Raw genomic sequence first — 22,805 nt, forward strand, 5'->3', positions numbered from 1 at the left:
GGTCTTAGTCTTTCACCTTCGCCATGGCGAGTACGTCCAGGCGCTTGTCCAGCTCCTCGACGCTCAGCTTGTCGCCGATGAGGCCGCGATCGATGACGGTCTGGCGAATGGTCTTGCGCTCCTTGAGCGCTTCCTTCGCGACGGCCGCCGCTTCCTCGTAGCCGATGGCCGAGTTGAGCGGGGTGACGATCGACGGGGAGGACTCCGCCAGCGTCTTCAGGTGCTCCTCGTTGGCCACCAGGCCGTCCACGCACTTGTCGACGAAGAGGCGAGACACGTTGGCCAGCAACGTGAACGACTCCAGCAGGTTGCGCGCCATCACCGGGATGTACACGTTGAGTTCGAAGGCGCCGGACAGTCCGCCGACGGTGATGGCGGCGTCGTTGCCGATGACCTGTGCGGCCACCTGGGTCACGGCCTCGGGCAGCACCGGGTTGACCTTGCCGGGCATGATCGAGCTGCCGGGCTGCAGGTCGGGAAGCTGGATCTCGCCCAGGCCGGTCAGCGGCCCGGAGCCCATCCACCGAATGTCGTTGGCAATCTTGGTCAATGACGCGGCGATGGTCTTCAGCGCGCCCGACGCCTCGACCAGTCCGTCACGAGCGGCCTGCGCCTCGAACGAGTCGGCGGCAGTCTTCAGCTCCGACAGGCCTGTCGACTTCTTGAGTTCCTCGACGACCTTGGCGCCGAAGCCGTCAGGGGCGTTGAGGCCGGTGCCGACGGCGGTACCGCCGATGGGCAGCTCACCGAGACGGGGGAGCGTCGCCTTCACGCGCTCCGCGCCCGCCTCGATCTGGCGGGCGTAGCCGCCGAATTCCTGGCCCAGGGTCACCGGCACCGCATCCATGAGGTGGGTGCGGCCCGACTTGACCACGGTCTTCCAGGCCTTGGCCTTGGTGGCCAGCGCCTGCTGCAGGTAATCCAGCGCGGGAATCAGGTCGCGCACAGCGGCTTCCGTCGCGGCCAGGTGAGTGGCCGTCGGGAAGGTATCGTTGGAGGACTGCGACATGTTCACGTCGTCATTCGGGTGCACCGTCACGCCGTTGTTGGCAGCGATCGAGGCGATCACCTCGTTGGCGTTCATGTTCGAGCTGGTGCCCGAGCCGGTCTGGAACACGTCGATGGGGAACTGGTCGTCGTGCTTGCCGTCGGCGATCTCGGCGGCGGCGGCGATGATGGCGTCGGCCTTGGCCGGGTCCAGCAGACCCAGGTCCTTGTTCACCTGTGCACAGGCGCCCTTGAGGAGGCCGAGTGCACGGATCTGTGTGCGCTCCAGGCCGCGCCCCGAGATGGGGAAGTTCTCGACGGCGCGCTGAGTCTGCGCGCGCCACAGTGCTTCCACGGGTACGCGAACCTCGCCCATGGTGTCATGTTCGATGCGGTACTGCTGTTCAGACAATGGTCTTCCTTCTCGTCGTCGATGATGGAATTAGGGGAGGGGGTGCGTGGCGTCGTCGTCGCCGGTGAAGTCGACCGCGGAGTACTCGCGGAGCTTGGTGAGGCGGTGGTACGCCTCGATCATCCGGACGGTGCCGGACTTGGAACGCATCACGATGGACTGCGTGGTGCAGCCGCCGCCGAAGTACCGGACACCCTGCAGCAGATCACCGTCGGTGACGCCGGTCGCGCAGAAGAAGACGTTCTCGCCGGACACCAGGTCCTCGGTGGTGAGGATCCGGTCCAGGTCGTACCCGGCGTCGATGGCCTTCTGGCGCTCCTCGTCGTCGCGCGGGGCGAGCTTGCCGTGGATGGCGCCGCCCATGCACCGCATGGCAGCCGCGGCGATGATGCCCTCGGGAGTACCGCCGATGCCCAGCAGCATGTCGGTGCCCGAGTTCGGACGGGCCGTCGAGATGGCGCCGGCCACGTCGCCGTCGGAAATCAGACGGATGCGGGCACCCGTGTCTCGCACGTTCTGGATCAGCTCGCCGTGGCGGGGCCGGTCCAGGATGCATACAGTGATGTCGGACACCGAACAGTTGCGCACCTTGGCAACGCGCTTGATGTTCTCCGAAACGGGAGCGGTGACGTCGATGACATCGGCGGCGTCCGGGCCGACGGCGATCTTCTCCATGTAGAAGACGGCTGAGGGGTCGAACATGGTGCCGCGCTCGGAGACCGCGAGCACCGAGATCGCGTTGGGCATGCCCTTGCTCATCAGGGTGGTTCCGTCTACCGGGTCCACGGCGAAATCGCAGTCCGGGCCGTCGCCGTTGCCGACTTCCTCGCCGTTGTAGAGCATCGGGGCGTTGTCCTTCTCGCCTTCTCCGATGACGACCACACCGCGCATGGAAACGGAGTTGACCAGCTCGCGCATGGCGTCGACGGCGGCGCCGTCACCCTTCTCCTTTTCCCCGCGGCCGACCCATCGACCTGCGGCCATGGCACCCGCCTCGGTCACTCTGACCAGCTCTAACGCCAGGTTGCGGTCCGGGGCTTCTCTGCGCGACGGGCTCATGGGTTGTGATTGTTTCATGCGCGCCTGCAAGGATGGGGGCGTGGGAGGCGCACCTGATCCGGACCAAGATTCCGGACCCGACGATCGCATCGCCGTGCCCGCACCCCGTCCGGCCAAGCCGCGGTTGTTTCAGGACGGCCGGGACATGTTCTGGTCGATGGCTCCGCTGGTGGTCGCGTGCATCGTGCTGGCCGGACTGCTGGGGATGTGTTCCTTCACGCCGAATGGGCCGACGGTCGGTGAGCCGCCCTCGTATGACGCGCACGCCGCGCTGCAGGCCGATGCCCGGCAGTTCTCATTTCCGGTCCGGGAGCCGTCGCTGCCCGCGGGCTGGCGGGCCAACTCCGGCGGGCGCGACAGCGTCGAGGGGATGCCGCTGTCCAAGGTGGGCTACTTGAGCCCGACCGGTACGTACATGGCGGTGGTGCAGAGCGGTGCCCCCGAGGAGAAGTTGGTCCCGAAGCTCAACAGTGGGCTGGTGCCCCGCGGGCCGGAGAATGTCGACGGCGTGAGCTGGGTGGCGTACGAGGGTGGCGAGGGTGCGGAGCCGCTGTGGGCCACGCGGCTGGACAACTCGGTGACCGTTGCGCTCACCGGGTCCGGAAACACCGAAGACTTCCGGACCGTCGCGCGGGCGGTACAAACCGCTAAGCCGCTGCCGCGCTAGGAGGCGCGCATCTAGGTGTTGGCGCCCCGTGCGGCCACCGCCCAGCGACGCGGGCCGCTCGAGGTATCCACGACCAGCGTGTCGACCAGGTTCACCGCATTGCAGAGATGGTTCGGCGCGATCCGCAGACGGGTGCCGGCATCCGGTGCCGCCCCGGGAAACTCGATGGTTGCGTGATGCTCGGACAGCGCGACGATGCGCGCATCCGGTTCGCTGATTACCCGTCCGAAACCGGTGGCCCAGCCCGGCCGGTCGGCGCCCAGGATCTTGCTGCCCGCGTCCACGACGGCGGTCCGGTCGCGGGTGTGCACCACTGTGGTGACGGCACTGAGAGCGATGTCGTCGAGCGTGCAGACTTCCAACTCGAACTGCTGGGCATCGTTGAACGGGTAGACACCGGGTCGCACCTCGGTCAGCACCGTGTTGTCGGCGGCATCGACGGTGGGGGTGGAGCCGCCGCTGATCACCGACGGCTCGATCCCCTGTGCGCGCAGGCTGTCGGCGGCCGCTCCAAGCGCGTGCGATTCCTGGATGGCGACCTCTGCGCGGTGGCCCGGTGTGTAGCCGTGGCCCGGAAATGTGAAGACACCCACGACATTCAGTCCGGCAGCGCGCGCTGCTGCCGCAACGTCACCGGCCTCGGCCGGATCGACCCCGGTGCGGTGGTGGCCGGAGTCGACCTCGATGACGACGGTGATGGGTAGATCGGCGAGATACTCGGCCAACTGCCGGGCACCCGCGATGGAATCGACCCCGACCCGCAGTTGCGCGTGGGCGGTCACCTTCCGTATCCGGTCGGCCTTCTGCGGAGTCAGCCACAGCGGGTAGGCGATGAACAGATCGGTGAATCCCGCATCCGCGAAGACCTCGGCCTCGCCGATGGTGGCGACGGTGAGGCCGATGGCTCCGCTGTCGATCTGGCGTTGTGCTATCTCAACGCACTTGTGGCTCTTGGCATGTGGCCGCAGCTGGACCCCGGTGCCGCGTAGGCGCCCGGCCAGCCGTTCGATGTTGCGGTCCATCACCGCCAGATCGATGGCCAGGAAAGGGGTGTCGATATCGTCCAGACCACAAGGTTGCGTCGCGTCAGACATGTCTCGACACTAATCGGAGTGAGGCCGCGAGCCCGAGCGGCCCGGCCGCCTACATCCTCACCGGCGACGACGATTCGAAGCAGTATCTGCTGACCGCCGCGGATTCATATGCATTGCACGCCAACCAATCCGGAGCTCCCGACGATTCTGCCTTTGCCGATACGCACTCCCTCAACCAGCAGCGGGCGGTGAACTTCCTCTGTTACGTCTATGGCTCCGACGAGAAGACCTTCCGGTACCTCGTCGACCAACAGTCAATGTTGTCATTGACAAATGGCAACATTGACTGTTGTCTTACCGATAGCGCCAATGGCGGCGTGCCGGTGAGGAGAATTGTCAATGACGACAGTGCATGAGCCAGTACCGCGATCCGAGGGGGTATGCCCGGCGGGGCGCACGCCCACCGCCGAGGCGGTTGAACCGGCCGCCCATTTCCCGGCGGCACCCATGATCAGGGATGCACTTCTGGTCGGGCTGAGCTACCGGTCGGGCTGGGTCGATCGGGTGCGGGGGCACGACATCGCTCGATTCCGCACGGGGACCAGGCGATTCATCACGCTCTGCCACCCCGAGTACGTGGACCACGTACTGCACGCGGGGCGGCTCAACTACTACAAGTCATTCGAATATGAACTGCTGCGCGCCCTACTGGGTGTCAGCCTGTTCACCGATGAAGAAGAGTCGTGGCAGCGCTACCGCACCATGCTGTCCCCGATGTTCGCCAAACGGCACCTCAACGGGCTTGTCGATCTGATGATCGAACCGATTGACGAACTGCTCAATGAACTGCAGCAGCGCGAGGGGCGCATCGAGGTCGACATGGTCTCCGAGATGGTCGAACTCACGCTCAACGTGGTGGGCAATTCGTTGTTCAGCCAACAGTTCGGGCCCGTCGCCACCGGGATGTCACCCATGGTCACGGGCGGGCTGCGTTTCGGCGAACGTCTGCTACGCGTGTTCATGGTGGCCGCACCGCCGCCGATCGTGTGGCGCGGCCTGGCGCGGGTGGCGTTCACCCCGTTGCCGTTGCCGCCCCCGTTTCGGGACATCCAGCGAATCGTCACGCTGATCGACAATGCGGTGTGGCAGGTCATCAACGACCGGCGGGAGAACCCGGTTGATACGCCGGACCTGCTGAACCATCTGCTGAATGCCTCCGACGAGAAGGGAGGCATGCCGATCAAGAGAGTGCGCGACGAGGCGATCACGCTGATGCTCGCCGGGCACGAGACAACAGCCAACGCATTGTCGTGGATGTGGTACCTGCTGGCGCTGAATCCGGGCGCCCGTGACCGGATGTTCGAGGAGATCGACACAGTCCTGGCGGCACGTACCCCAACGGCCGACGATCTGCCCAATCTTCCATGGACGACAGCGGTTTTCATGGAATCGATGCGGTTCTTCTCGCCCGCGTGGGCCATCCCGCGCGTCGCGGTGCGCGACGATGTGATCGGCGGCCACCACGTGCGCAAGGGCACTACCATCATCGTGCCCGCGCATCTGATCCACCACGATCCGCGGTGGTGGCCTAATCCAGAAGAGTTCGATCCCGGCCGATTCATGCCGGGGGCGGGTAAGGATCGGCCGCGCTCGGCGTACCTGCCCTTCGGCGGTGGAAAACGCAGCTGTATCGGGCAGGGGTTCGCCGTCATGGAATCGGTGCTGATCACCGCAATGCTCAGCCAGCGTTATGTTTTCGACTTGGTGCCCGGGCATCCCATCGAACCCGAGGCCACCTTGACCTTGCGGCCGAAATTCGGCCTGCCCATGATTGCCCGGCGGCGGGAGGTTGCCCTATGAGCGGCATCGAGCCCCGGGGCGCGGTGGTCGTCGTCACCGGTGCGGGCAGCGGGATCGGTGCGGCGGTCGCCGAGCGTTTCGCACGGCTGGGTGCGGTGGTGGTCGCCAGTGATATCGACGAGGCCACCGCCAAGGACACCGCGGAGCGCTGCCGCGCTCATGGAGCGCGGGCTCACTCCTATCAGTGTGACGTCGCTGATGGTGAAGCCGTTGCCGCACTGGCGAAATCGGTGAACTCCGAGGTAGGTGATGTGGACATTCTGGTCAACAACGCCGGAGTCGGAGTCGGCGGGCCATTCCTGGACACCACCGAGGACGACTGGACATGGTTACGGTCCATCAACATCGACGGAGTGGTGCACGGCTGTCGATCGTTCGGCGCCACGATGGCAGCCCGTCGGCGCGGACAGATCGTGAACATCGCCTCCGGAGCGGCCTATCTGCCGAACCGCAGGATGGCAACGTATTGCGCCTCGAAGGCCGCCGTGGTCGCATTTTCGCGAAGCCTGCGCGCCGACTTTTCGTCCCAACGGGTCGGCGTCTCGGTGATCTGCCCCGGTGTGATCAACACCCCGATCCTCTACAACACCCGACTGCGCGGCACGGCCATTTCTGAAAAGGATCGACTGTCGCGGGTATTCAGTATCAGCCACTCGCCCAACGCGGTTGCCAAGGCCGTCACCACGGCGGCCGCGCGAGACCGCGCCATGGTGTCGGTCGGCTTCGAAACGCAACTGGGCTATCACGCGCTGCGCCTGATGCCGGTGCTCAACGGATTGGTGGCACGGCTATGAGCGCCACGACTGAACAGGTGCGTAAACGCGCGCAACGCAATACGAAGGTGGCCATGATCGGCGCCGTGCGGACCCGTGTCCTGGACGTCGACGGCAGCGGTCCCACGATCCTGCTGATCCACGGATTCACCGAATCGGCCGACGGCTGGCGGTCGGTGCTCGACATGCTCGGTGAGCAAGGCCACCGCTGCGTGGCGGTCGATCTGCCGCACTTCGGGCGCGCGGCGCGGCCGGTGACGACTGGGTATCTATCTGCTGTCGACGATTTCATCGCGGCTGCGGTGCGTCAGTTTGATCGCGGGGATGGCGTTGTGCTCGTGGGTAATTCGGTCGGTGGCCTGGCAGTGTTGCGGGCAGCCCAGCGCGCGGATCTGCCGCTGGTCGCCGCGGTGGCCATCGGTCCCGCCGGGCTACACACGACGTGGTGGATGCGACTGGTGCGGCGGGTGCGGCCGGCCACCGACTGGATACTTGGCTTGCCTATTCGGCCGGTTTTCCGGGGCACCGTCACAGCGCCGGCGTTGATCAGTGCGGGGTTCGCGCGTGCGGTGGCCGCGGGCCGTCTGACCCCGGAAGCCAAAGCGCAGTACGCCTCGCACTGGGGGCCCGGGGATCTGCGCCGCCAGCTGCTGCTCGGCGGTGAAACCATCGTCGAACTGAGCCGTCCCGATGCCCTGGCGAATGCGCGGTTTGCGGCGCCCGTCACCGCGATATGGGGAAGCAAAGACTGGGTATGCCCGCCGCGAGGCGCAAAAGCCTTGCGTGACAGGCATCCCGATGCGATGCTCCAGTTCATCGACGGTTCAGGGCACTGCCCTCAGTACGACCAGCCGGTGCGAGTTGCCGAGATCATTCGTGCCGCTATTGCTGGCGCGGTCAGCAGCCGCGCCGTACCAACCACCCTTCAGGAGAAACTCTCGTGACGACTATTGACAGCCCGGCCCACGCTGCACTGCCCACCGGAGGTGGATTGCACAGCGACGTGATAGTCATCGGCGCCGGTTTCGCCGGCATCGGATTCGCAATCAAGTTCAAAGAGGCAGGGTTTCACGATTTCGTCATCCTGGACGAGGCCGACGGGCCGGGAGGCACCTGGCACTGGAACACCTATCCGGGCATCGCAGTGGACATCCCGTCATTCAGCTATCAGTTCTCGTTCGAGAAGCGCCGTGACTGGTCACGCTCGTATGCGCCCGGGCAGGAGCTAAAACGCTACGCCGAGCAATGTGTGGCCAAATATGGCTTGGCCCAACATATCCAGTTCGGTACCAGTGTGCTGTCCGCCAGCTGGGACGGCGCTGCCAACCTCTGGCGCGTCGCCACCGCCGACGGTGCCGAACGCACCTGCCGCTACGTCGTCAGTGCGTCCGGCGTCCTGACCCGGCCCAACAACCCCGATATCCCCGGGGTCGAGGCGTTCGCCGGTATCAAGATGCACACCGCACGCTGGGACCATGACCAGGATCTGCGCGGTAAACGCGTCGGGATCATCGGGACCGGAGCCTCTGCGGTGCAGATCATTCCGTCCATTGCCGGGGAGGTGGAACACCTCACGGTATTTCAGCGCACTCCCATCTGGTGCATGCCCAAACCCGACTTCGCCTTGTCCGCGCCATTCCGTTGGGCGCTGCGTCGCGTCCCGGGGGCGCAGCAGGCAACGCGGCTCGCGAGCCAGGCGTTTGTCGAGGCGACGTTCCCTATTCCCGCGCACTACGACCGGATTCTGCGGGTCAGACCGCTCGCCGAGAAGCTGGGCCGCGCCTATCTGCGGTCACAGGTGCATGATCCGGAGGTTCGTGCCAAGCTCACTCCGCAATATGGGCTGGGGTGCAAGCGGCCCAGCTTCCACAACGGCTATCTGGCCACCTTCAACCGCCCCAATGTCCTGCTGGAGACGGCATCGATCACGGAGATCGGCGCGGACGCCGTGCACACCTCCGACGGAGCCCAGCATCGGCTCGACGTCCTGATCCTGGCGACAGGTTTCAAGGTGATGGATCCCGAAAACATGCCGACCTACGAGCTGCGCGGTGTCGGCGGCCTCAGCCTGCGGGATAAGTGGTCGAACGAGCGTCTACAGGCCTACGAAGGTGTGTCGGTGCCCCAATTCCCCAATCACTTCAACATCTTTGGCCCGTACGGGTACAACGGGTCGTCCTATTTCGCGCTCATCGAAGCGCAGACCGCGCACATCATTCGGGTCCTCTCCCATGCCCGCAAGGTAGGCGCCGAGCGTGTCGAGGTGACCCAGGAAGCCAACGATCGCTTCTTCCAGGAGATGCTGAGCAGACGGCATAACCAGATCTTCTGGCAAGACAGCTGCGCCAGCGCCAACAGCTACTACTTCGACAAGAACGGCGATGTGCCGTTGCGCCCGACCACCACGCTGGAGTCGGCCATCCGCAGTCGGCGATTCAACCTGGATGACTACTCGTTCCGCGGGCGAGCACGCACATCCGCCGAGCCGTCAGCGCGGCGCGCGCACAGCACTCCCGCGGCGAATGCGAACATAGCCACCTAACAACCGCATCCCACCGACAAGGTCCACCATGCCGACACGACGCCCCGCCGCGCCTCCGCGTAGTGACGCGGGACCGGTCACGCCGATCACGTCGATACTCGCCGGGCTGCGCCGCGCCCCGCGGCAGATCCGGCGGCAGTCGCGGGATGCCGTGAAAGCTGTTGTCGAACAGCTATTTACAACCATTGCTCAGTCTCCGGTCGACCAGTCGGCGGTTGGTGCGCTCTCGCCGCAGGAGTACCGCATCGATGACTTGGCGCGCGCTGCCGGAACGGCTATCCGCAATGTCCGGGTGTATCGCGACAGGGGGTTACTGCCTGCTCCGGTACGAGTAGGGCGGTTGGCCCTGTACAACGAATCGCACCTGGCGCGGCTGCGGCTCATCACGTCCATGCTCGATCGCGGATACAACCTGGCCCACGTGCAGGAGATGCTGACCGCCTGGGAGGAGGGCAAGGACCTCGGCGACATCCTCGGCATCGAGACCGCACTCGTCGGTACCTGGGCCGACGAGCGGCCCAGCACGATGTCGCGGGCGGAGGCCGAGCAGCTGGTCGATGACCCGGCGGCGCGTAAGCGTCTGGTGGCGCTGGGCCTGATCCGCATCAACGGTGACACGGCCACCATCACCCGGCCGAAACTCATCGACGCTCTCAACGACATCCGCCAGTACGGGATGGGGCTGGACCAGCAGATCGACGTGTACGAAAAGGTACTGCCACATATCGAGGAGATCAGCCGCATCCTGGTGGAGTCGGGAGCGCAGATGGTGACGGCGCGCCTGGAATCCGGCGGGAAACAACTCGACGACGCGCAGATCCGCGAATTGCTCACGCTGCTAGTCAAACTGCGCACATACTCCGTCAGTTCGGTTCATGACACGCTGGCCGTGTCGATCGAAGCGACGATCGAATCGATGTTCTCCGAACTCCTCGCCGGCCTGGTTACTCCCGCATCCGCGTCGGACACGGCGTAAGGCTCGCGGACGCCTATTCGGAGTCCAGCGCGTCCTCGATGCGCTTGCGTGCGCCCGCCAGGTGCTCCTCGCAGCGTTTGGCCAGTGCCTCACCGCGTTCCCAGAGCGCCAGCGAGGTGTCCAGATCCAGGCCGCCCTGTTCGAGCTGCTGCACGACCTCGATGAGCTCGGCGCGCGCCTGCTCGTAACCGAGTTCGGCGGGATTGGTCATGACGATTCTCCTGTCACGGTTGCAGTCACGGCACCATCGGAAACGCGCACCCGCAGCGATGCCCCTGCGGGTGCATCGGTCACCGTCCGCAGCACCTCCACCGTGCCATCGTCGCGCACCCGCTGCACCACCGAGTAGCCGCGGGCCAGGGTAGCGGCCGGTCCCAGCGTGGCCAGCTGTGCCGATAAGTGGCCCACCCGTTGCGATTCGGATTCCACCAGCCGCTTCATGTCGCGGCGCAATGCCGTTCGCGCGACGGCGATTTCATCCTGGCGCACGGTAACCATCCGGAGCGGATCGGCCAGCACCGGCCGGCTGCGTACCTGATCCAGCCCGCGCTGCTCGCGCTGCACCCAGTTGCGCAATGCCTGAGCCGAACGGCGCCGCAGGTCCAGAATCAACGCCTGTTCGGCCGCGGCGTCGGGTACCAGTTTCTTGGCCGCATCCGTGGGCGTCGCCGCGCGCAGGTCCGCCACCAGGTCGGAGAGCGGGTTGTCCGGCTCATGCCCGACGGCGCTGACCACCGGGGTGCGGCACGCCGAAATCGCGCGGCACAGGGTCTCGTCGGAGAACGGCAGCAGATCCTCCACGCTGCCACCGCCGCGGGCCAGCACGATCACGTCCACCGCGGGGTCGGCGTCCAGTGCCTGTAGCGCGGCCACGATCTCGGCCACCGCGTGTGGGCCCTGCACAGGGGTGTTGCGTACCGCGAATTGCACTGCGGGCCAACGTGACAAGGCCACCGAGGTCACATCGTGCTCGGCGGCGCTGGCCCGGCCCGTGATTAGGCCGATGCGGGACGGCAGGAACGGGACCGGGCGCTTGAGTCGCGCGTCGAACAGTCCCTCGGCGGCCAGCAGCTGACGCAGCCGCTCGATCCGGGCCAGCAGCTCACCGATACCTACCGCACGGATCTCGCTGAGCCGCAAAGAAAACGAGCCGCGCACCGTGTAGAAGGTGGGTTTACCGCACACCACCACCTGGGTGCCTTCGGTCAGCTTCACCGGGGCGTTGCGCACCATGTCGGGAGGGCAGGTCACGGTCAGCGACATGTCGGCGGCCGGGTCGCGCAGCACCATGAACACGGTCTTGCTGCCGGGCCGCACATCGATCTGCGTCAGCTGACCTTCCACCCACACCTGGCCCAGGCGGTCGATCCACTTGGCCACCCGGGTCGCAACAGCGCGGACCGGCCACGGGTTTTCGGGGCTTGTCCCCGGATCAGCCACGGGCAGCGGCGCGGGTGATCCTGTTCGCGAGCAAGGTCTGATACGGCGCGCGGGCCTTGTGCGCGTCTTCGTAGGTCAGCAGCTCTTCGAGCTCGCTCACGGACAGCGACTGCAGCCGCGCCCGCAGCTGCGCCAGTGTCAGGTCGTGATAGCCGAGCTCGACGACGACATCGGGAGCGTTCGGATCCGCCGGTTCGGCGGGGGCCGCAGGCGCTGCCTTTTTGGCCGGGGCCTTCTTGGCGGCTGCCTTCTTCGCAGGCGCCTTACGCGGTGCGGCCTTCGCGGCTACCGGCGCGGCCTCGGGGGCCGGTGCGGCGGCCTCGGGCTCGGAATCCGATGGCGTCGTGGGTTCCGAGGAGTACAGCGCAAACCGTCCCTGGGTCATCCGCTCGGCCGCGTCCTCGTAGACGGCGTTGGCCTGCGTCTCGTCGGGGTCGGGTGCATCGAGTTCGTCGATGTCCTCATCGAAGGTGGCCCACTCGGGCTGCTCCTCGGTGGGTGGGAAGATGTTTTCCCAGGTCTCGTCGCCCTTGATGGCCAATTCCGTGACTGTCTGCTGGAACCGCATGAAGTTCTGCACGGTCTGGCTGGCGGCCGTCATGGGATAGGTCAGCACCGCCTGCGGCAGCTTGCGGGTCTCTTCAAGAACGGTGGCGGCGACCCCAAGAAGCAACCGGACGCCGAACGGAGGACGAATCATAGGTCCAAGCTTGCCTTACGTCGGTCGTGCAGCGAAAGGCTGGGCCGTAAGCTGGTGACTATGGCTGCAGTCGATATGGGCACTCCGGGGATGGTGAGCACCGTCGTCGGCCCGGCGACGAGCAAGCGCGTGCTGCTGGCTGAGCCGCGCGGCTACTGCGCTGGTGTCGATCGTGCGGTGGAGACCGTGGAGCGGGCGCTGGAGAAGCACGGCGCCCCCGTCTACGTGCGGCACGAGATCGTGCACAACCGATATGTGGTGGACACGCTGGCCAAGGCGGGTGCGATCTTCGTCGATGAGACCGACGAGGTGCCCGAGGGCGCGATCGTCGTGTTTTCCGCGCACGGTGTTGCGCCGACCGTGCACCAGGACGCGGCCGCGCGGAACCTGAAGACCATCGATGCCACCTGCCCGCTGGTCACCAAGGTGCATCAGGAGGCCAAGCGGTTCGCCCGCGACGACTTCGACATCCTGCTGATCGGTCACGAGGGCCATGAGGAAGTCATCGGTACCGCCGGTGAGGCTCCCGATCACGTGCAGCTGGTCGACGGCCCCAGCTCGGTGGACAAGGTCACCGTGCGTGACGAGAAGAAGGTCATCTGGCTGTCCCAGACGACGCTGAGCGTCGACGAGACCATGGAGACCGTGCAGCGCCTGCGCGAGCGCTTCCCGACGCTGCAGGACCCGCCTAGCGACGATATCTGCTACGCCACCCAGAACCGTCAGGTCGCGGTGAAGGCGATGGCCCCCGAATGTGAATTGGTGATCGTCGTCGGCTCGCGCAACTCATCGAACTCGGTGCGGTTGGTCGAGGTCGCCCTCGGTGCCGGCTCCAACGCTTCCTACCTGGTCGACTACGCCGAGGACATCGACCCGGCCTGGCTTGAGGGCGTGACAACGGTCGGCGTCACGTCGGGTGCTTCGGTGCCGGAGGTGTTGGTGCGCGGGGTGTTGGAGCGGCTCGCTGAGCACGGATACGGGCAGGTGCAGCCGGTCACCACGGCCAATGAAACATTGGTGTTCTCGCTGCCGCGTGAACTGCGGGCGGCGCGACACTAGTTCGCGCTAGCGGTCGTAGTCCCAGGCGTCGTCGTATCGATCCGGACGGCGCCGTGGAGGAGCCGGTGGACGCTCATCTCTGTACCTGACGGCGGGGCGGTGCGGCTCACGCGCGGGTTCTGCGCGGGGCTCCCGGTAGCGGGGCCGCGGTTCATACCCGTAGTCGTCGTACTCGTCGCGAGCCCGTCGCGCGGGACGGCGTTCGGTCCGCATCGGGCGCTCGTCTTCCCACGGGGTGCCGACCGCCGATGCCCGCCGCGAGACGGGTTCGGAATCGGGTGCCGGACGGCGACGTGTGCCGGATTCGTGCCGTCCGTGGCGTGTCCGGGCGACGGCCTCGTCGGGGCGGGGCCGCCGGGTCCGCGTGGTTGTTCCCGCGCCCCTGCCCGTGGTGTCGGCGTCGGCATCCACCAGCGCCTGTACCCGGGTCCGTGAGGACGTCCTCGGCTTGGTGGCCTTTGTGGTCTTCGCGGCCTTGGGCTTGGCCGTTTTTTCTTTGGCGGGCTTACTGGTGAAGATCCCCCAGTACCAGCGCACCACTCCGATGATCAGCACGCCCAACGCGGTGCTGATCATCAGCGGGAAGCGTTCGATCAGCGGGTACCCGGTGGTGATGGCCATGTTCCTGATGCCATCGGCGGGTCCCTTCGACATGATCATGTAGGCCATCGGGATGCTCGCGAACAGGATCAGCGGCGGCTGCACGACGGCGGTGAAGATCGATGAATACCGCACCGCGAAAACCGCTAGGACGCATCCCGCCGCGTAGCAGCCGGCGAACGCGCCCGTCAGCTTCTCACCATTGGCCATCGCGTCAATTGCGAAACCGAGCGCGGTGCCAGCGACCGCGATCAGGATTGCGCCCCACCACGGCACACCCGGGATATCGGGGTGCGCAGACCGGTGATCGGCTTCCACCGATGAGCGGGCGCGTTGACCTGTCACATGTTGAAAGGTACCGGTGCCGAGCCGGATGTTCGGTAACGGTGCCCGTCAGCGTGCTTGTGTCAGCAGCACCGCGCCGACGGATTCGCGTCCGCATCGGCGTACCGCGAGCGCCAAAATTCGGCTTCGGTGGGCACCGGAGCGCCCGGATGGCGGCGCCGTAGGTGCTCGACATATCGCTGGTAGTCGTGATCGCCCATGACCGAGGTGAACCACCACACCAGCCCCTTGATCAGCTTCATGTCCGGGTCCCGGCGAGTTCACGTGCTGCCCATTGCTTCTCGACTTCCTTCTCCACATCGGTGGGCAGGAAGCCGCTGGGTGCGAAAAGCCGGGACGGAACATCGTCGTCTTCAGTGGTTGGCAGACCTCCGGCCCGCACCGCGCGCAGACACGTCCAGGCGGCGGCCGCGACGACCACCAACACCAACGAGGCGAAGACAATCGACAGCGTCCCCTGCACAAACGTGTTTCGGATCACGGCATCGATGGCCTCGGGCGTCTTGGCGGTCTTGAACGTCGTCAAACCCGCGTCGCGTGCCGCCGCGTACAGCTGGTGCTGCTTCCAGTAGCCCACTGCCGGATCAGACGAGAAGATCTTCTGCCAGGACGCGGTCATGGTGACAATGAGGTCCCAGGCCAGTGGGACAGCGGGAATCCAGGCCCACGTGTAGAGCCGCTGTTTGACGACGACCGTCAGCACCACCGTCAAGGCGATCGCAGCCAACAGCTGGTTGGCGATGCCGAACAACGGGAACAGGGTGTTGATACCGCCGAGAGGGTCGGTGACGCCCATGAGCAGGATCGAGCCCCAGCCGCCGACGACGATCGCCGAGCAGATCCACGCCCCGAGCCGCCAGGAGGCGTCCTTGAAGCGGCGCAGCGGCCCGCCCAGGTTCCCCAGGGAATCCGACAGCATGAACCGGGCAACCCGGGTGCCGGCATCGACGGTGGTGAGGATGAACAGCGCCTCGAACATGATCGCGAAGTGGTACCAGAACGCCTTGAAACCGCTGCCGCCGAATACATCCGACATGACATGTGAGATCCCGATGGCCAGGGTGGGGGCGCCGCCGGTGCGCGAGACGATCGAGGTCTCGCCGATATCCTTGGCTGTTTGGGTCAGCTGTGCACCGGTGATGTCCGGACCGCCGATCGGCAGTGCGTTGACGTAGGCGGCCGCGGTTTCGGCGGTACCGCCCGTGGCCGCGGTGGGTGCGTTGATCGCAAAGTACAAGTGCTGGTTGAGGATCGCCGCGGTGACCAACGCCATGACGGCCACGAAGGACTCGGTGAGCATGCCCCCGTACCCGATGAAGCGGGCCTGGCTCTCCTTCTCCAGCAGCTTGGGTGTGGTTCCCGAGGCGATCAGTGAATGAAAGCCCGAGAGCGCCCCGCAGGCGATGGTGATGAACAGGAACGGGAACAGCGATCCGGCGAAGGCCGGGCCCGAAGTGTTGAAGGCGAACTCGCTGACCGCGGGCAGTTGCGCCACCGGCCGGGCGATCAGGATGCCCAGGGCCAGCATCGCGATGGTCCCGACCTTCATGAAGGTCGACAGGTAGTCGCGGGGCGCGAGTAGCAGCCACACCGGCAGCACCGAGGCGGCGAACCCGTAGAACATCATCAGCCAGGCAATGGTGGTTTTGTCGAGGCTGAACAGTGTTTCGCCCCATCCCGATTCGGCGACCCAGCGACCGGAGATGATCGCGGCGAGCAGCAGTGCGACACCGATGACGGTCACCTCACTGACCTTGCCCGGCCGCAGGTAACGCAGATACACGCCCATGAACAGCGCGATGGGGATGGTCATCGCGATGGAGAACACGCCCCAGGGGCTTTCGCCGAGGGCGTTGACGACGACCAGGCCCAGCACCGCGATCAGGATGATCATGATGACGAAGATGGCCACCATCGCGGCGACACCGCCGACGGTGCCCATCTCGTCGCGGGCCATTTGGCCCAGACTGCGACCACCGCGACGGGTCGAGATCACCAGCACCAGGTAGTCCTGGACTGCCCCGGCCAGCACGACGCCGACGACAATCCAGATGATTCCGGGCAGGTACCCCATTTGCGCGGCCAGTACCGGGCCGACCAGCGGGCCTGCTCCGGCGATGGCGGCGAAGTGGTGGCCGAACAGCACCCGCCGGTCGGTGGGGACGAAGTCCTTGCCGTTGTCGAGCGTCTCGGCGGGGGTGGCGCGGTCATCCCGCGGTCTGACGAGTTTGCGTTCAATCAGCTTGGCGTAGAACCGGTAGGCGATGAGGTAGGTGCAGATCGCGGCCACGACGAACCAGACCGCGTTGACGTGTTCTCCGCGCAGCAGCGCGATCATCGTCCAGGCGAAGGCTCCCAGCAGTGCCACCAACACCAGCACCACGCGCGACGTGGGTGAGGGTGCCCGATTGTCGATGACGCCGACGGGTGGAAGGTCGGGGTCGGTCCGCAGCAGATCGACGCCGGGTGGGGGAGTCAGGTCCTGGGGCTCTGCGGCGGTGGCCATGCGCGTTACCTTAGGTCCCCGCTGTGGCGCCCTGTCGTACATCGAGTGTCTGTTCAAGTTCAGGGATAGATCGGGGCGATCCCTGATGTGGCTCGTGATCTTGATTCATAGCGTCTAGGCATGACCAAAACAGCGTGGTTTGCAACGGCTTTGGACGCCATGGTGATCGTTCTCCCCGTTGCGGCGGTGGCGCTGGCGGCAGTTGCGCATGCGGGGCCGCAAGGGTATGGAGACGCCGAGGCGGTGATTAGTTCTCTTGAGGAACAAGGAAATTACGTCATCCTGAATCGGACAGGTAATTGGCCATTGGAGGACTGCACGGTGATCCGGGTGCGGCAGGGCCCCTCGGTGTACCGGTATGAGCGTCCTGTTGGTGCCAGTTCCAAGTCGGTTCCGCAGAAGGTGCTGGATCACGGAACCTATTACGTGGACCTGGCGTGCTGAGCCGCGAAGACCAGGGAAAGATCAGGGGCATCCCTGATGCGCCTGGATGTTTCGGCGGTCTACGGTGAATTTATGACTACTGCACTGCGACGGCCCCGCGCGGGGAAGATGATCGGCGGGGTGTGCGCGGCAATCGCGCAGCGCTTCGGATGGGACGTCACGATCGTCCGGGTGCTCACGGTCGCATCGATCCTGCTTCCCGGGCCGCAGGTGCTGGCCTACCTGGTGTTGTGGGCGCTCATTCCACGGGAGCAGTGAGCCCGGCGGCGGGCGTTAAGTTAATTTTTCGTAACCAACGGGTGTATGGGGTTCCTCTGACCGGCAAATCGTGGGTTAGGCTGCGGACGTGCGGCGATACGACTACCCCCTACGGGTTATTGCGGTAGCCGTTGTCGTGGGCGTGCTGTGCTTCGTCGGGGTGAATCCGGGAAGTGTCATGGGCCAGACAACGGCCATGACGCACGCCGTCGATCGGGACGGTACGAGTGCGGCGCCGGCGGACGCGCCTCAGGTCGATGCCTTCGCGCAGGTAGTGCAGATCGCCAAGATGTGCCGCGGGGTTCTCGCGGGGGCGATGCTGCTGGTGCTGGGGTTCGTAGTGCGCTACGTACTGCTCACCGCGACACGGGGATCGCCTGTGCTGCAACGGATCGTCGGCCAACCAGGCCGGGTGGTGTTACTCAAAGGCTGTGTGAATCAGTGCTGAGGGGGTCGGTTAACCCGACCCCGTATCAGTCATGCCGCGATAGCGCGGTTCTACACAGGAGCATCCATGATTTCTCGTTTTGCGGTATCCGCGCTGGCGGTCGCAGCGACACTTCTCACCGCGCCGACGGCGCAGGCCGGTCCCGACGGCGATCCTGCTGCCGACGTCATCGCCGACTTGGAGGCCCGCGGGAACGTCGTCGTGATCAACCGCGTGGGCAGTGGTCCCATGGCGGACTGCAAGGCGACCGCCGTGCGGCCCGGCAGGTTGTTGGCGCCGGGGGCGTCGATCAATGCGCCGGGGACTAGCTGGGGTGGATCGATCCTGTCGACTCATCGCGTGATGCACGTCGACATCAAGTGCTGAGGAAATCACGCAGTACGATCGCGTGATTGTGCTCCGGGTCCTTGGCGGCGTAGAGCAGCGTGACGGTGCCGTGTTCGCGTTCGAGCTCGTGGGCGGTGTCCACCGCCGGGTTGGTAGCCAGCTCGGCGCGGTACTCGTCGGCGTAGGTGCCCCACTCCTCAGCGGGGGCGTGGTGCCAGCGGACCCGCAGGTCGGGGCTCGGTGCGATGTCCTTGAACCAGAGGTCGACCTGCGCGGCAGCCTTGCTCACGCCCCGCGGCCACAGCCGGTCGACCAGCACGCGATAACCGTCCGAGGGGTCGGGAGTCTCGTAGATCCGCTTGGTGGAAAAGGTCACCTGAGCATTCTTATCTGCCGGGGTCCGTAGACTCACCATCTCGTGAGCCTGAACTTGGGAATCGTTGGTCTGCCGAACGTCGGAAAGTCGACGCTGTTCAACGCGTTAACGCGCAACAACGTACTGGCGGCCAACTACCCGTTTGCGACCATCGAACCGAACGAGGGCGTGGTGCCGCTGCCGGACCCGCGCCTGGACAAGCTGGCGGAGGTTTTCGGCTCGGCGCGGACCCTGCCCGCGACCGTGACGTTCGTGGACATCGCCGGAATCGTCAAGGGTGCCTCCGAGGGGGCCGGGCTGGGGAACAAGTTTCTGGCCAACATCCGCGAATGCGATGCCATCTGTCAGGTGGTGCGGGTGTTCGCCGATGACGACGTCGTGCACGTCGATGGCCGCGTCGATCCGGCCGCCGACATCGAGGTGATCGAGACCGAGCTGATTCTCGCCGACATGCAGACGCTGGAGAAGGCGGTGCCGCGGCTGGAGAAGGAAGCTAAGACCAAGAAGGACCGTCAGCCGCTCGCCGATGCCGCCAAGGCCGCTCAAGAGGTTCTCGACAGCGGCAAGACCCTGTTCTCGACCGGGCAGGACTGGTCGGTGGTGCGCGAGCTGAACCTGATGACCACCAAGCCCTTCCTGTACGTGTTCAACGCCGACGAGTCGGTGCTCGGCGACGATGCGCGGGTCGCTCAGCTGCGGGAGCTGGTGGCCCCCGCCGATGCGGTGTTCCTGGACGCGAAGATCGAGTCCGAGTTGCAGGAGCTGGACGAGGAGTCCGCCGCCGAGCTGCTGGAGTCCATCGGGCAGAGCGAACGGGGCCTGGATGCGTTGGCGCATGCGGGTTTCCACACGCTCAAGCTGCAGACCTACCTGACCGCGGGGCCAAAAGAGGCCCGGGCGTGGACGATTCATCAAGGAGACACCGCGCCCAAGGCGGCCGGGGTCATCCATACCGACTTCGAGAAAGGCTTCATCAAGGCCGAGGTGGTGTCCTACGAGGACCTCGTCGAAGCCGGTTCGATGGCCGCGGCGAAGGCTGCCGGGAAGGTCCGGATGGAAGGCAAGGACTACGTCATGGTCGACGGCGACGTAGTCGAGTTCCGGTTTGGATCAACGTCTACGTCCAAGGGCTGATCAGGCTCTCTTAGCGGCGGATCGTGACACGATTCGATGGTGGAAATTGCCGCCTTAGTCATCTCAGCTCTTTCATTTCTAGTCGCTGGCTTCGGGACGCACCTGGCGAATAAGCGCGCCAGCGAGGCCCTTTCTGCGTCACGCAAGTCTGCGGTGGATGCTCGGTGGTTTGCTGTCCAGGAAGCCGTACAGCGGCTCATTGGTTTTGACCCCACGGCGGAGCCAGTCGGTGAGCGACTGCAAAATCTCAGGATTACCATGATCGGGCTTGTTGATCAGCTAGAGGGCTGGGATGGCATCGACTCTTGGCTGGAGGCAGAGCGCACGCTGGGCGCAACGATGAGCCGACAAGTGATGGAGGGCTCTGCGCAGGGTGACACAGTGGAACAGCGGGTGAAGAATCTCGAACCGCTGATGAGCTGGGCGCACGCTCTGAGCAGAAACCTACGCACTTTCCGCTCGACTGGGTACGACGCCGGGGTTCTTGCCGGACTCCAGGCGAACGCGGAAGCGATTGTCAGGTCTACTCACGAACGCCACGGTTGGGAGTTGCCGCCTTTGACTGACCCCCGCGTGCGTCCCCTGAAGTAGCCATCTCGCAACCTAGACCAAGATTGGAACGAGCCATACCCGGCCCGTTCCAGTCCTGGCGAAACTAAGATCACGACCCGTGAACCCGACCGCTATCGTGATCCTGGCCCTGGTCCTTGCCATCGTCTGCGGGGCAATCTCGGCTGCAATCGCGAGGTCCAACGGTCGGAGCGCGGTCAGCTATTTCGTTCTGGGATTCGTGTTCGGCGTCTTCGGAGTGCTGATCACTGCCGTCGTAGGACGCAGTACTGCGCCGCCGAAGGGGTGGGGTTCTGTCGATTGCCCGCGGTGTAACACCCGCCAGAATGTCCAACTGTCTGACGACGAGTTCCAGTGCTACAACTGCAATTACGCCGCACCTACTGATCGGTACTGAACAACAGGTGTTCGCACCCTCCTTTGAGGGTTGGCGATAAACCAGCAGGTCGAAGTACCGGCCCGGAGTCTGCGGGGCCACCTGGCACGGTACTGTGCCCGTAGTTGCTGACCATGACATGCAGGGGGCCCGGATGCCTAGCTCAGCTGAGCCGTTGAACGTAGACCCGGACGAGCTGCGGTTGACTGCCGATCATCTCGATGCCCATGCCAGCGAGTTTCTCAGTAGCCACCAGGGCACGCATGCGAGGGCAGGTCAGGTGCAGTTGGGTTCTGGCCTTGCCGCTGCGGCGTTGCCCGAGATGCTGGCTGGGTGGGAGGCCGATGGCACCCGGTTCGGGCAGCATTTCAGCGCCCACGCGGAAGGCCACAAGACGGCTGCAGTCAAGTACGTCAGGACCGACACCGGCAACGCGAGCGGCATCACTGATGCCGGTTCGGGGCTCTGAGCCGTCGTGCCACTGAGCATTAGGGAGCTGCGGCAGTGGGCTCCCGAGATAACCGAGCTGGCCAAGACTGCCCGCGAGTCTGCCGTCAACCACTCTAAATCGGCTGAGTTCTACCGGGGCCTGGTGAAGGTGTCCACCTGGCAGGGCCATGGCGGAGAAGCTGCAAAGGCGGGGATGGCGGCGACCGCACGTGACCATGACGCTGCGGCGGAAAGTCTGGTCAAGTCGGCCACGAAAATGGAGCACTGCGCCGGGGAAGCGCACGATATCGCCGAGAAGATCAACGGCATCCTGCAGGACGCTGACGCCTACCCGGCTGTTGAGGTCAACCAGGACACCAACCAGGTGACACCGCCGGATACCTCGAACATGGACAAGGACACCAAAGCGAAAGTCGCGGCGAAGGTCACCGACTTGCAAGAGCGGATCGCCGCGATAGAGGCCACCGGCGAAGTGGTGGACGGCGACTTGGCACGGGCCATCGCAACGGCAACGGGCACATCAGAACCGGACTTGAAAGACGGCACTCCCACGCCGCTCCCGGATGGCACTGTGCGCAAGGATGACCCGGCTCGCGTCCGTGCCGCCGCCGCTGCATTCGAGGGCGTGTACGGGCGTGCCCCGGTAACGCCGAATGATTGGCGGATGGCTGATGCGCTCAACCCGAACAGCTACGCCCCCAAAACCCATGGGGCTCCGCCGGAAATCGTCGCTGGACGGTTCACGCCCCAGCCCGGTAAAGGTGTGGTGCGTTCCAACATGTTCATCCCCGCCGAGAAGGTGGTGAACACCGCCAAAGACCTTGAAGATCTTCAACGCGGGCGTTTCTTCCCCAATAACTTCGGGGACCACCGTGGGCCGGACGCAAATGCCGATGTCGAGGCGTCACGGGTGTCGGTGTTTGTGGATTACGAAAACGGGGTCGTCGTTACCCGCCAGAACCCCACAGTGAACGTCGATGGGCAGCGCGGCGGCGCAATGGCAGCAGTCCCCGAAGTCCATGTGGTTCAGGGCCAGAACGGTCGGTTGACCCTCGATTACAACACCTTCGATGCCTATGAGAACCCGGTCGGCAAGGCGATGAATTTGACGGTCAATGGGCGCGTGACCCTCGACCCGCATACCGATGGCACGGTCGGGATGGGTGGTAGCACGACCATCTACCCGAGCATGGAGACCTACCAATACAGGGACGGGCATGCGCCCGTTCAGCTCCAGTGGGACCCCGCCAACTCCGGTAGTGAGTACGGTCCGGGCACCAGCCTTTCACGGCATCACTGGGTAGGGGATGCCACAATCCAGCCCGTGCGCCCCGATATGCCGGGCTGGAAATGGGAGCTGGAGAACGCAAACCCCTTCGGAGGAGACCCGTTCATCGACCACACAACCAGGCTCACCGACCCTTCCAAGGGTGCAATCCCAACGATCGGGACAGGACGATGA

At 65.2% G+C, this 22,805-nt stretch carries 26 protein-coding genes; 16 read left to right on the top strand and 10 right to left on the bottom strand.

Going from position 1 to position 22,805, the window contains the following annotated elements:
- Positions 1 to 4 precede the first annotated feature (4 nt).
- Together AOT87_RS02265 and glpX are read right to left on the bottom strand one after the other, a co-directional pair.
- The gene (locus tag AOT87_RS02265; RefSeq protein ID WP_030094698.1) at positions 5 to 1,399 is read right to left on the bottom strand and encodes a class II fumarate hydratase; all 1,395 of its coding nucleotides are present in this window, start codon (positions 1,397 to 1,399) and stop codon (positions 5 to 7) included.
- Between the two features lie 30 nt (positions 1,400 to 1,429).
- Positions 1,430 to 2,458, bottom strand: coding sequence for a class II fructose-bisphosphatase (gene glpX, locus AOT87_RS02270; protein WP_057969321.1), 1,029 nt, complete (start codon positions 2,456 to 2,458; stop codon positions 1,430 to 1,432).
- Positions 2,459 to 2,552: 94 nt separating this feature from the next.
- Between glpX and AOT87_RS02275 the strand changes: the two genes are divergently transcribed.
- Positions 2,553 to 3,125, top strand: a complete 573-nt coding sequence (locus tag AOT87_RS02275) for a DUF4245 domain-containing protein (RefSeq protein WP_030094700.1) — start codon at positions 2,553 to 2,555, stop codon at positions 3,123 to 3,125.
- Between the two features lie 11 nt (positions 3,126 to 3,136).
- Here AOT87_RS02275 and AOT87_RS02280 read toward each other — a convergent pair whose 3' ends face one another.
- Complete coding sequence (locus tag AOT87_RS02280; RefSeq protein ID WP_057969320.1) at positions 3,137 to 4,219, bottom strand: D-TA family PLP-dependent enzyme; 1,083 nt, start codon at positions 4,217 to 4,219, stop codon at positions 3,137 to 3,139.
- 339 nt (positions 4,220 to 4,558) lie between these two features.
- Here AOT87_RS02280 and AOT87_RS02290 point away from each other — a divergent pair, with 339 nt between their 5' ends.
- The 5 genes from AOT87_RS02290 to AOT87_RS02310 are packed head-to-tail and all read left to right on the top strand — an operon-like array spanning position 4,559 to position 10,310.
- Positions 4,559 to 6,019, top strand: a complete 1,461-nt coding sequence (locus AOT87_RS02290; RefSeq protein ID WP_234795807.1) for a cytochrome P450 — start codon at positions 4,559 to 4,561, stop codon at positions 6,017 to 6,019.
- The gene (locus AOT87_RS02295; RefSeq protein WP_057969794.1) at positions 6,016 to 6,813 is read left to right on the top strand and encodes an SDR family NAD(P)-dependent oxidoreductase; all 798 of its coding nucleotides are present in this window, start codon (positions 6,016 to 6,018) and stop codon (positions 6,811 to 6,813) included. The genes AOT87_RS02290 and AOT87_RS02295 overlap by 4 nt, the downstream gene beginning before the upstream one ends.
- The gene (locus tag AOT87_RS02300) at positions 6,810 to 7,736 is read left to right on the top strand and encodes an alpha/beta hydrolase (RefSeq protein WP_057969795.1); all 927 of its coding nucleotides are present in this window, start codon (positions 6,810 to 6,812) and stop codon (positions 7,734 to 7,736) included. Before AOT87_RS02295 ends, AOT87_RS02300 begins: the two co-directional genes overlap by 4 nt.
- 5 nt (positions 7,737 to 7,741) lie before the next feature.
- Positions 7,742 to 9,334, top strand: coding sequence for an NAD(P)/FAD-dependent oxidoreductase (locus AOT87_RS02305; protein ID WP_057969824.1), 1,593 nt, complete (start codon positions 7,742 to 7,744; stop codon positions 9,332 to 9,334).
- Between the two features lie 28 nt (positions 9,335 to 9,362).
- A complete protein-coding gene (locus tag AOT87_RS02310; protein WP_057969796.1) occupies positions 9,363 to 10,310 on the top strand; it encodes a MerR family transcriptional regulator in 948 nt (315 codons plus the stop codon).
- A 13-nt stretch (positions 10,311 to 10,323) separates the two neighbouring features.
- Here the strand turns inward: AOT87_RS02310 and AOT87_RS02315 are convergent, their stop codons facing one another.
- From AOT87_RS02315 to AOT87_RS02325, 3 genes are read right to left on the bottom strand one after another with little or no spacing between them, the layout of a single operon-like run.
- Entirely contained in the window at positions 10,324 to 10,521 is a 198-nt protein-coding gene (locus tag AOT87_RS02315; RefSeq protein WP_057969296.1) for an exodeoxyribonuclease VII small subunit, read from the bottom strand.
- Complete coding sequence (gene xseA / locus AOT87_RS02320; RefSeq protein ID WP_057969295.1) at positions 10,518 to 11,750, bottom strand: exodeoxyribonuclease VII large subunit; 1,233 nt, start codon at positions 11,748 to 11,750, stop codon at positions 10,518 to 10,520. Before xseA ends, AOT87_RS02315 begins: the two co-directional genes overlap by 4 nt.
- The gene (locus AOT87_RS02325) at positions 11,743 to 12,450 is read right to left on the bottom strand and encodes a lipid droplet-associated protein (RefSeq protein ID WP_046252837.1); all 708 of its coding nucleotides are present in this window, start codon (positions 12,448 to 12,450) and stop codon (positions 11,743 to 11,745) included. Before AOT87_RS02325 ends, xseA begins: the two co-directional genes overlap by 8 nt.
- Positions 12,451 to 12,510: 60 nt before the next feature.
- Between AOT87_RS02325 and AOT87_RS02330 the strand changes: the two genes are divergently transcribed.
- Positions 12,511 to 13,509 carry a 4-hydroxy-3-methylbut-2-enyl diphosphate reductase gene (locus tag AOT87_RS02330; protein ID WP_046252838.1) on the top strand — a complete coding sequence of 333 codons (999 nt, stop codon included), beginning with the start codon at positions 12,511 to 12,513 and terminating at the stop codon, positions 13,507 to 13,509.
- A 6-nt stretch (positions 13,510 to 13,515) separates the two neighbouring features.
- Here AOT87_RS02330 and AOT87_RS02335 read toward each other — a convergent pair whose 3' ends face one another.
- The 3 genes from AOT87_RS02335 to AOT87_RS02345 all read right to left on the bottom strand — a co-directional run bounded on the left by AOT87_RS02335 (position 13,516) and on the right by AOT87_RS02345 (position 16,960).
- Positions 13,516 to 14,454, bottom strand: a complete 939-nt coding sequence (locus tag AOT87_RS02335) for a DUF6542 domain-containing protein (RefSeq protein WP_196325796.1) — start codon at positions 14,452 to 14,454, stop codon at positions 13,516 to 13,518.
- Between the two features lie 62 nt (positions 14,455 to 14,516).
- On the bottom strand, positions 14,517 to 14,696 hold the full coding sequence (locus tag AOT87_RS02340; RefSeq protein ID WP_046252840.1) for a YbdD/YjiX family protein: 180 nt from the start codon (positions 14,694 to 14,696) through the stop codon (positions 14,517 to 14,519).
- Positions 14,693 to 16,960, bottom strand: coding sequence for a carbon starvation CstA family protein (locus tag AOT87_RS02345; RefSeq protein WP_057969293.1), 2,268 nt, complete (start codon positions 16,958 to 16,960; stop codon positions 14,693 to 14,695). The genes AOT87_RS02340 and AOT87_RS02345 overlap by 4 nt, the downstream gene beginning before the upstream one ends.
- A 120-nt stretch (positions 16,961 to 17,080) precedes the next feature.
- On the opposite strand from AOT87_RS02345, the gene AOT87_RS02350 reads away from it, so the two are divergent.
- From AOT87_RS02350 to AOT87_RS02365, 4 genes are all read left to right on the top strand, one after another.
- A complete protein-coding gene (locus AOT87_RS02350; protein WP_057969292.1) occupies positions 17,081 to 17,404 on the top strand; it encodes a hypothetical protein in 324 nt (107 codons plus the stop codon).
- Between the two features lie 36 nt (positions 17,405 to 17,440).
- Positions 17,441 to 17,662 (top strand): PspC domain-containing protein, encoded by a 222-nt coding sequence (locus AOT87_RS02355; protein WP_057969291.1) that lies wholly within the window; start codon positions 17,441 to 17,443, stop codon positions 17,660 to 17,662.
- 178 nt (positions 17,663 to 17,840) lie between these two features.
- Positions 17,841 to 18,110, top strand: coding sequence for a hypothetical protein (locus tag AOT87_RS02360; protein ID WP_057969297.1), 270 nt, complete (start codon positions 17,841 to 17,843; stop codon positions 18,108 to 18,110).
- A gap of 66 nt (positions 18,111 to 18,176) precedes the next feature.
- Entirely contained in the window at positions 18,177 to 18,476 is a 300-nt protein-coding gene (locus AOT87_RS02365) for a hypothetical protein (RefSeq protein ID WP_046252844.1), read from the top strand.
- On the opposite strand, the gene AOT87_RS02370 is transcribed toward AOT87_RS02365, so the two are convergent.
- Positions 18,466 to 18,852: a DUF488 family protein gene (locus AOT87_RS02370; protein ID WP_046252845.1), complete on the bottom strand. Its 387-nt coding sequence runs from the start codon at positions 18,850 to 18,852 to the stop codon at positions 18,466 to 18,468. The two genes, AOT87_RS02365 and AOT87_RS02370, sit on opposite strands and share 11 nt — an antisense overlap.
- A 3-nt stretch (positions 18,853 to 18,855) precedes the next feature.
- Here AOT87_RS02370 and ychF point away from each other — a divergent pair, with 3 nt between their 5' ends.
- The 5 genes from ychF (at position 18,856) to AOT87_RS02395 (ending at position 22,805) form a co-directional block, all read left to right on the top strand.
- Complete coding sequence (gene ychF, locus AOT87_RS02375; RefSeq protein WP_057969290.1) at positions 18,856 to 19,947, top strand: redox-regulated ATPase YchF; 1,092 nt, start codon at positions 18,856 to 18,858, stop codon at positions 19,945 to 19,947.
- 39 nt (positions 19,948 to 19,986) lie between these two features.
- Positions 19,987 to 20,538, top strand: a complete 552-nt coding sequence (locus AOT87_RS02380) for a hypothetical protein (protein ID WP_057969797.1) — start codon at positions 19,987 to 19,989, stop codon at positions 20,536 to 20,538.
- Between the two features lie 79 nt (positions 20,539 to 20,617).
- Positions 20,618 to 20,914, top strand: a complete 297-nt coding sequence (locus AOT87_RS02385) for a hypothetical protein (RefSeq protein WP_057969798.1) — start codon at positions 20,618 to 20,620, stop codon at positions 20,912 to 20,914.
- A gap of 133 nt (positions 20,915 to 21,047) precedes the next feature.
- Positions 21,048 to 21,362, top strand: coding sequence for a type VII secretion target (locus AOT87_RS02390; protein WP_057969825.1), 315 nt, complete (start codon positions 21,048 to 21,050; stop codon positions 21,360 to 21,362).
- Between the two features lie 6 nt (positions 21,363 to 21,368).
- Entirely contained in the window at positions 21,369 to 22,805 is a 1,437-nt protein-coding gene (locus AOT87_RS02395) for a hypothetical protein (RefSeq protein WP_057969799.1), read from the top strand.

The sequence above is a fragment of the Mycobacteroides sp. H003 genome (assembly GCF_001440135.1).
GTDB classification, from domain to species: domain Bacteria; phylum Actinomycetota; class Actinomycetes; order Mycobacteriales; family Mycobacteriaceae; genus Mycobacterium; species Mycobacterium gwanakae.

Coding starts and splice junctions, on each gene's coding strand:
- AOT87_RS02295 (WP_057969794.1), top strand. CDS start 6,016: ATGAGCGGCATCGAGCCCCGGGGCGCGGTGGTCGTCGTCACCGGTGCG.
- AOT87_RS02345 (WP_057969293.1), bottom strand. CDS start 16,960: ATGGCCACCGCCGCAGAGCCCCAGGACCTGACTCCCCCACCCGGCGTC.
- AOT87_RS02300 (WP_057969795.1), top strand. CDS start 6,810: ATGAGCGCCACGACTGAACAGGTGCGTAAACGCGCGCAACGCAATACG.
- AOT87_RS02315 (WP_057969296.1), bottom strand. CDS start 10,521: ATGACCAATCCCGCCGAACTCGGTTACGAGCAGGCGCGCGCCGAGCTC.
- AOT87_RS02290 (WP_234795807.1), top strand. CDS start 4,559: ATGACGACAGTGCATGAGCCAGTACCGCGATCCGAGGGGGTATGCCCG.
- AOT87_RS02390 (WP_057969825.1), top strand. CDS start 21,048: ATGCCTAGCTCAGCTGAGCCGTTGAACGTAGACCCGGACGAGCTGCGG.
- glpX (WP_057969321.1), bottom strand. CDS start 2,458: ATGAGCCCGTCGCGCAGAGAAGCCCCGGACCGCAACCTGGCGTTAGAG.
- AOT87_RS02330 (WP_046252838.1), top strand. CDS start 12,511: ATGGCTGCAGTCGATATGGGCACTCCGGGGATGGTGAGCACCGTCGTC.
- AOT87_RS02325 (WP_046252837.1), bottom strand. CDS start 12,450: ATGATTCGTCCTCCGTTCGGCGTCCGGTTGCTTCTTGGGGTCGCCGCC.
- AOT87_RS02365 (WP_046252844.1), top strand. CDS start 18,177: ATGATTTCTCGTTTTGCGGTATCCGCGCTGGCGGTCGCAGCGACACTT.
- AOT87_RS02360 (WP_057969297.1), top strand. CDS start 17,841: ATGGGCCAGACAACGGCCATGACGCACGCCGTCGATCGGGACGGTACG.
- AOT87_RS02340 (WP_046252840.1), bottom strand. CDS start 14,696: ATGAAGCTGATCAAGGGGCTGGTGTGGTGGTTCACCTCGGTCATGGGC.
- AOT87_RS02280 (WP_057969320.1), bottom strand. CDS start 4,219: ATGTCTGACGCGACGCAACCTTGTGGTCTGGACGATATCGACACCCCT.
- AOT87_RS02350 (WP_057969292.1), top strand. CDS start 17,081: ATGACCAAAACAGCGTGGTTTGCAACGGCTTTGGACGCCATGGTGATC.
- AOT87_RS02310 (WP_057969796.1), top strand. CDS start 9,363: ATGCCGACACGACGCCCCGCCGCGCCTCCGCGTAGTGACGCGGGACCG.
- AOT87_RS02370 (WP_046252845.1), bottom strand. CDS start 18,852: ATGGTGAGTCTACGGACCCCGGCAGATAAGAATGCTCAGGTGACCTTT.
- AOT87_RS02355 (WP_057969291.1), top strand. CDS start 17,441: ATGCGCCTGGATGTTTCGGCGGTCTACGGTGAATTTATGACTACTGCA.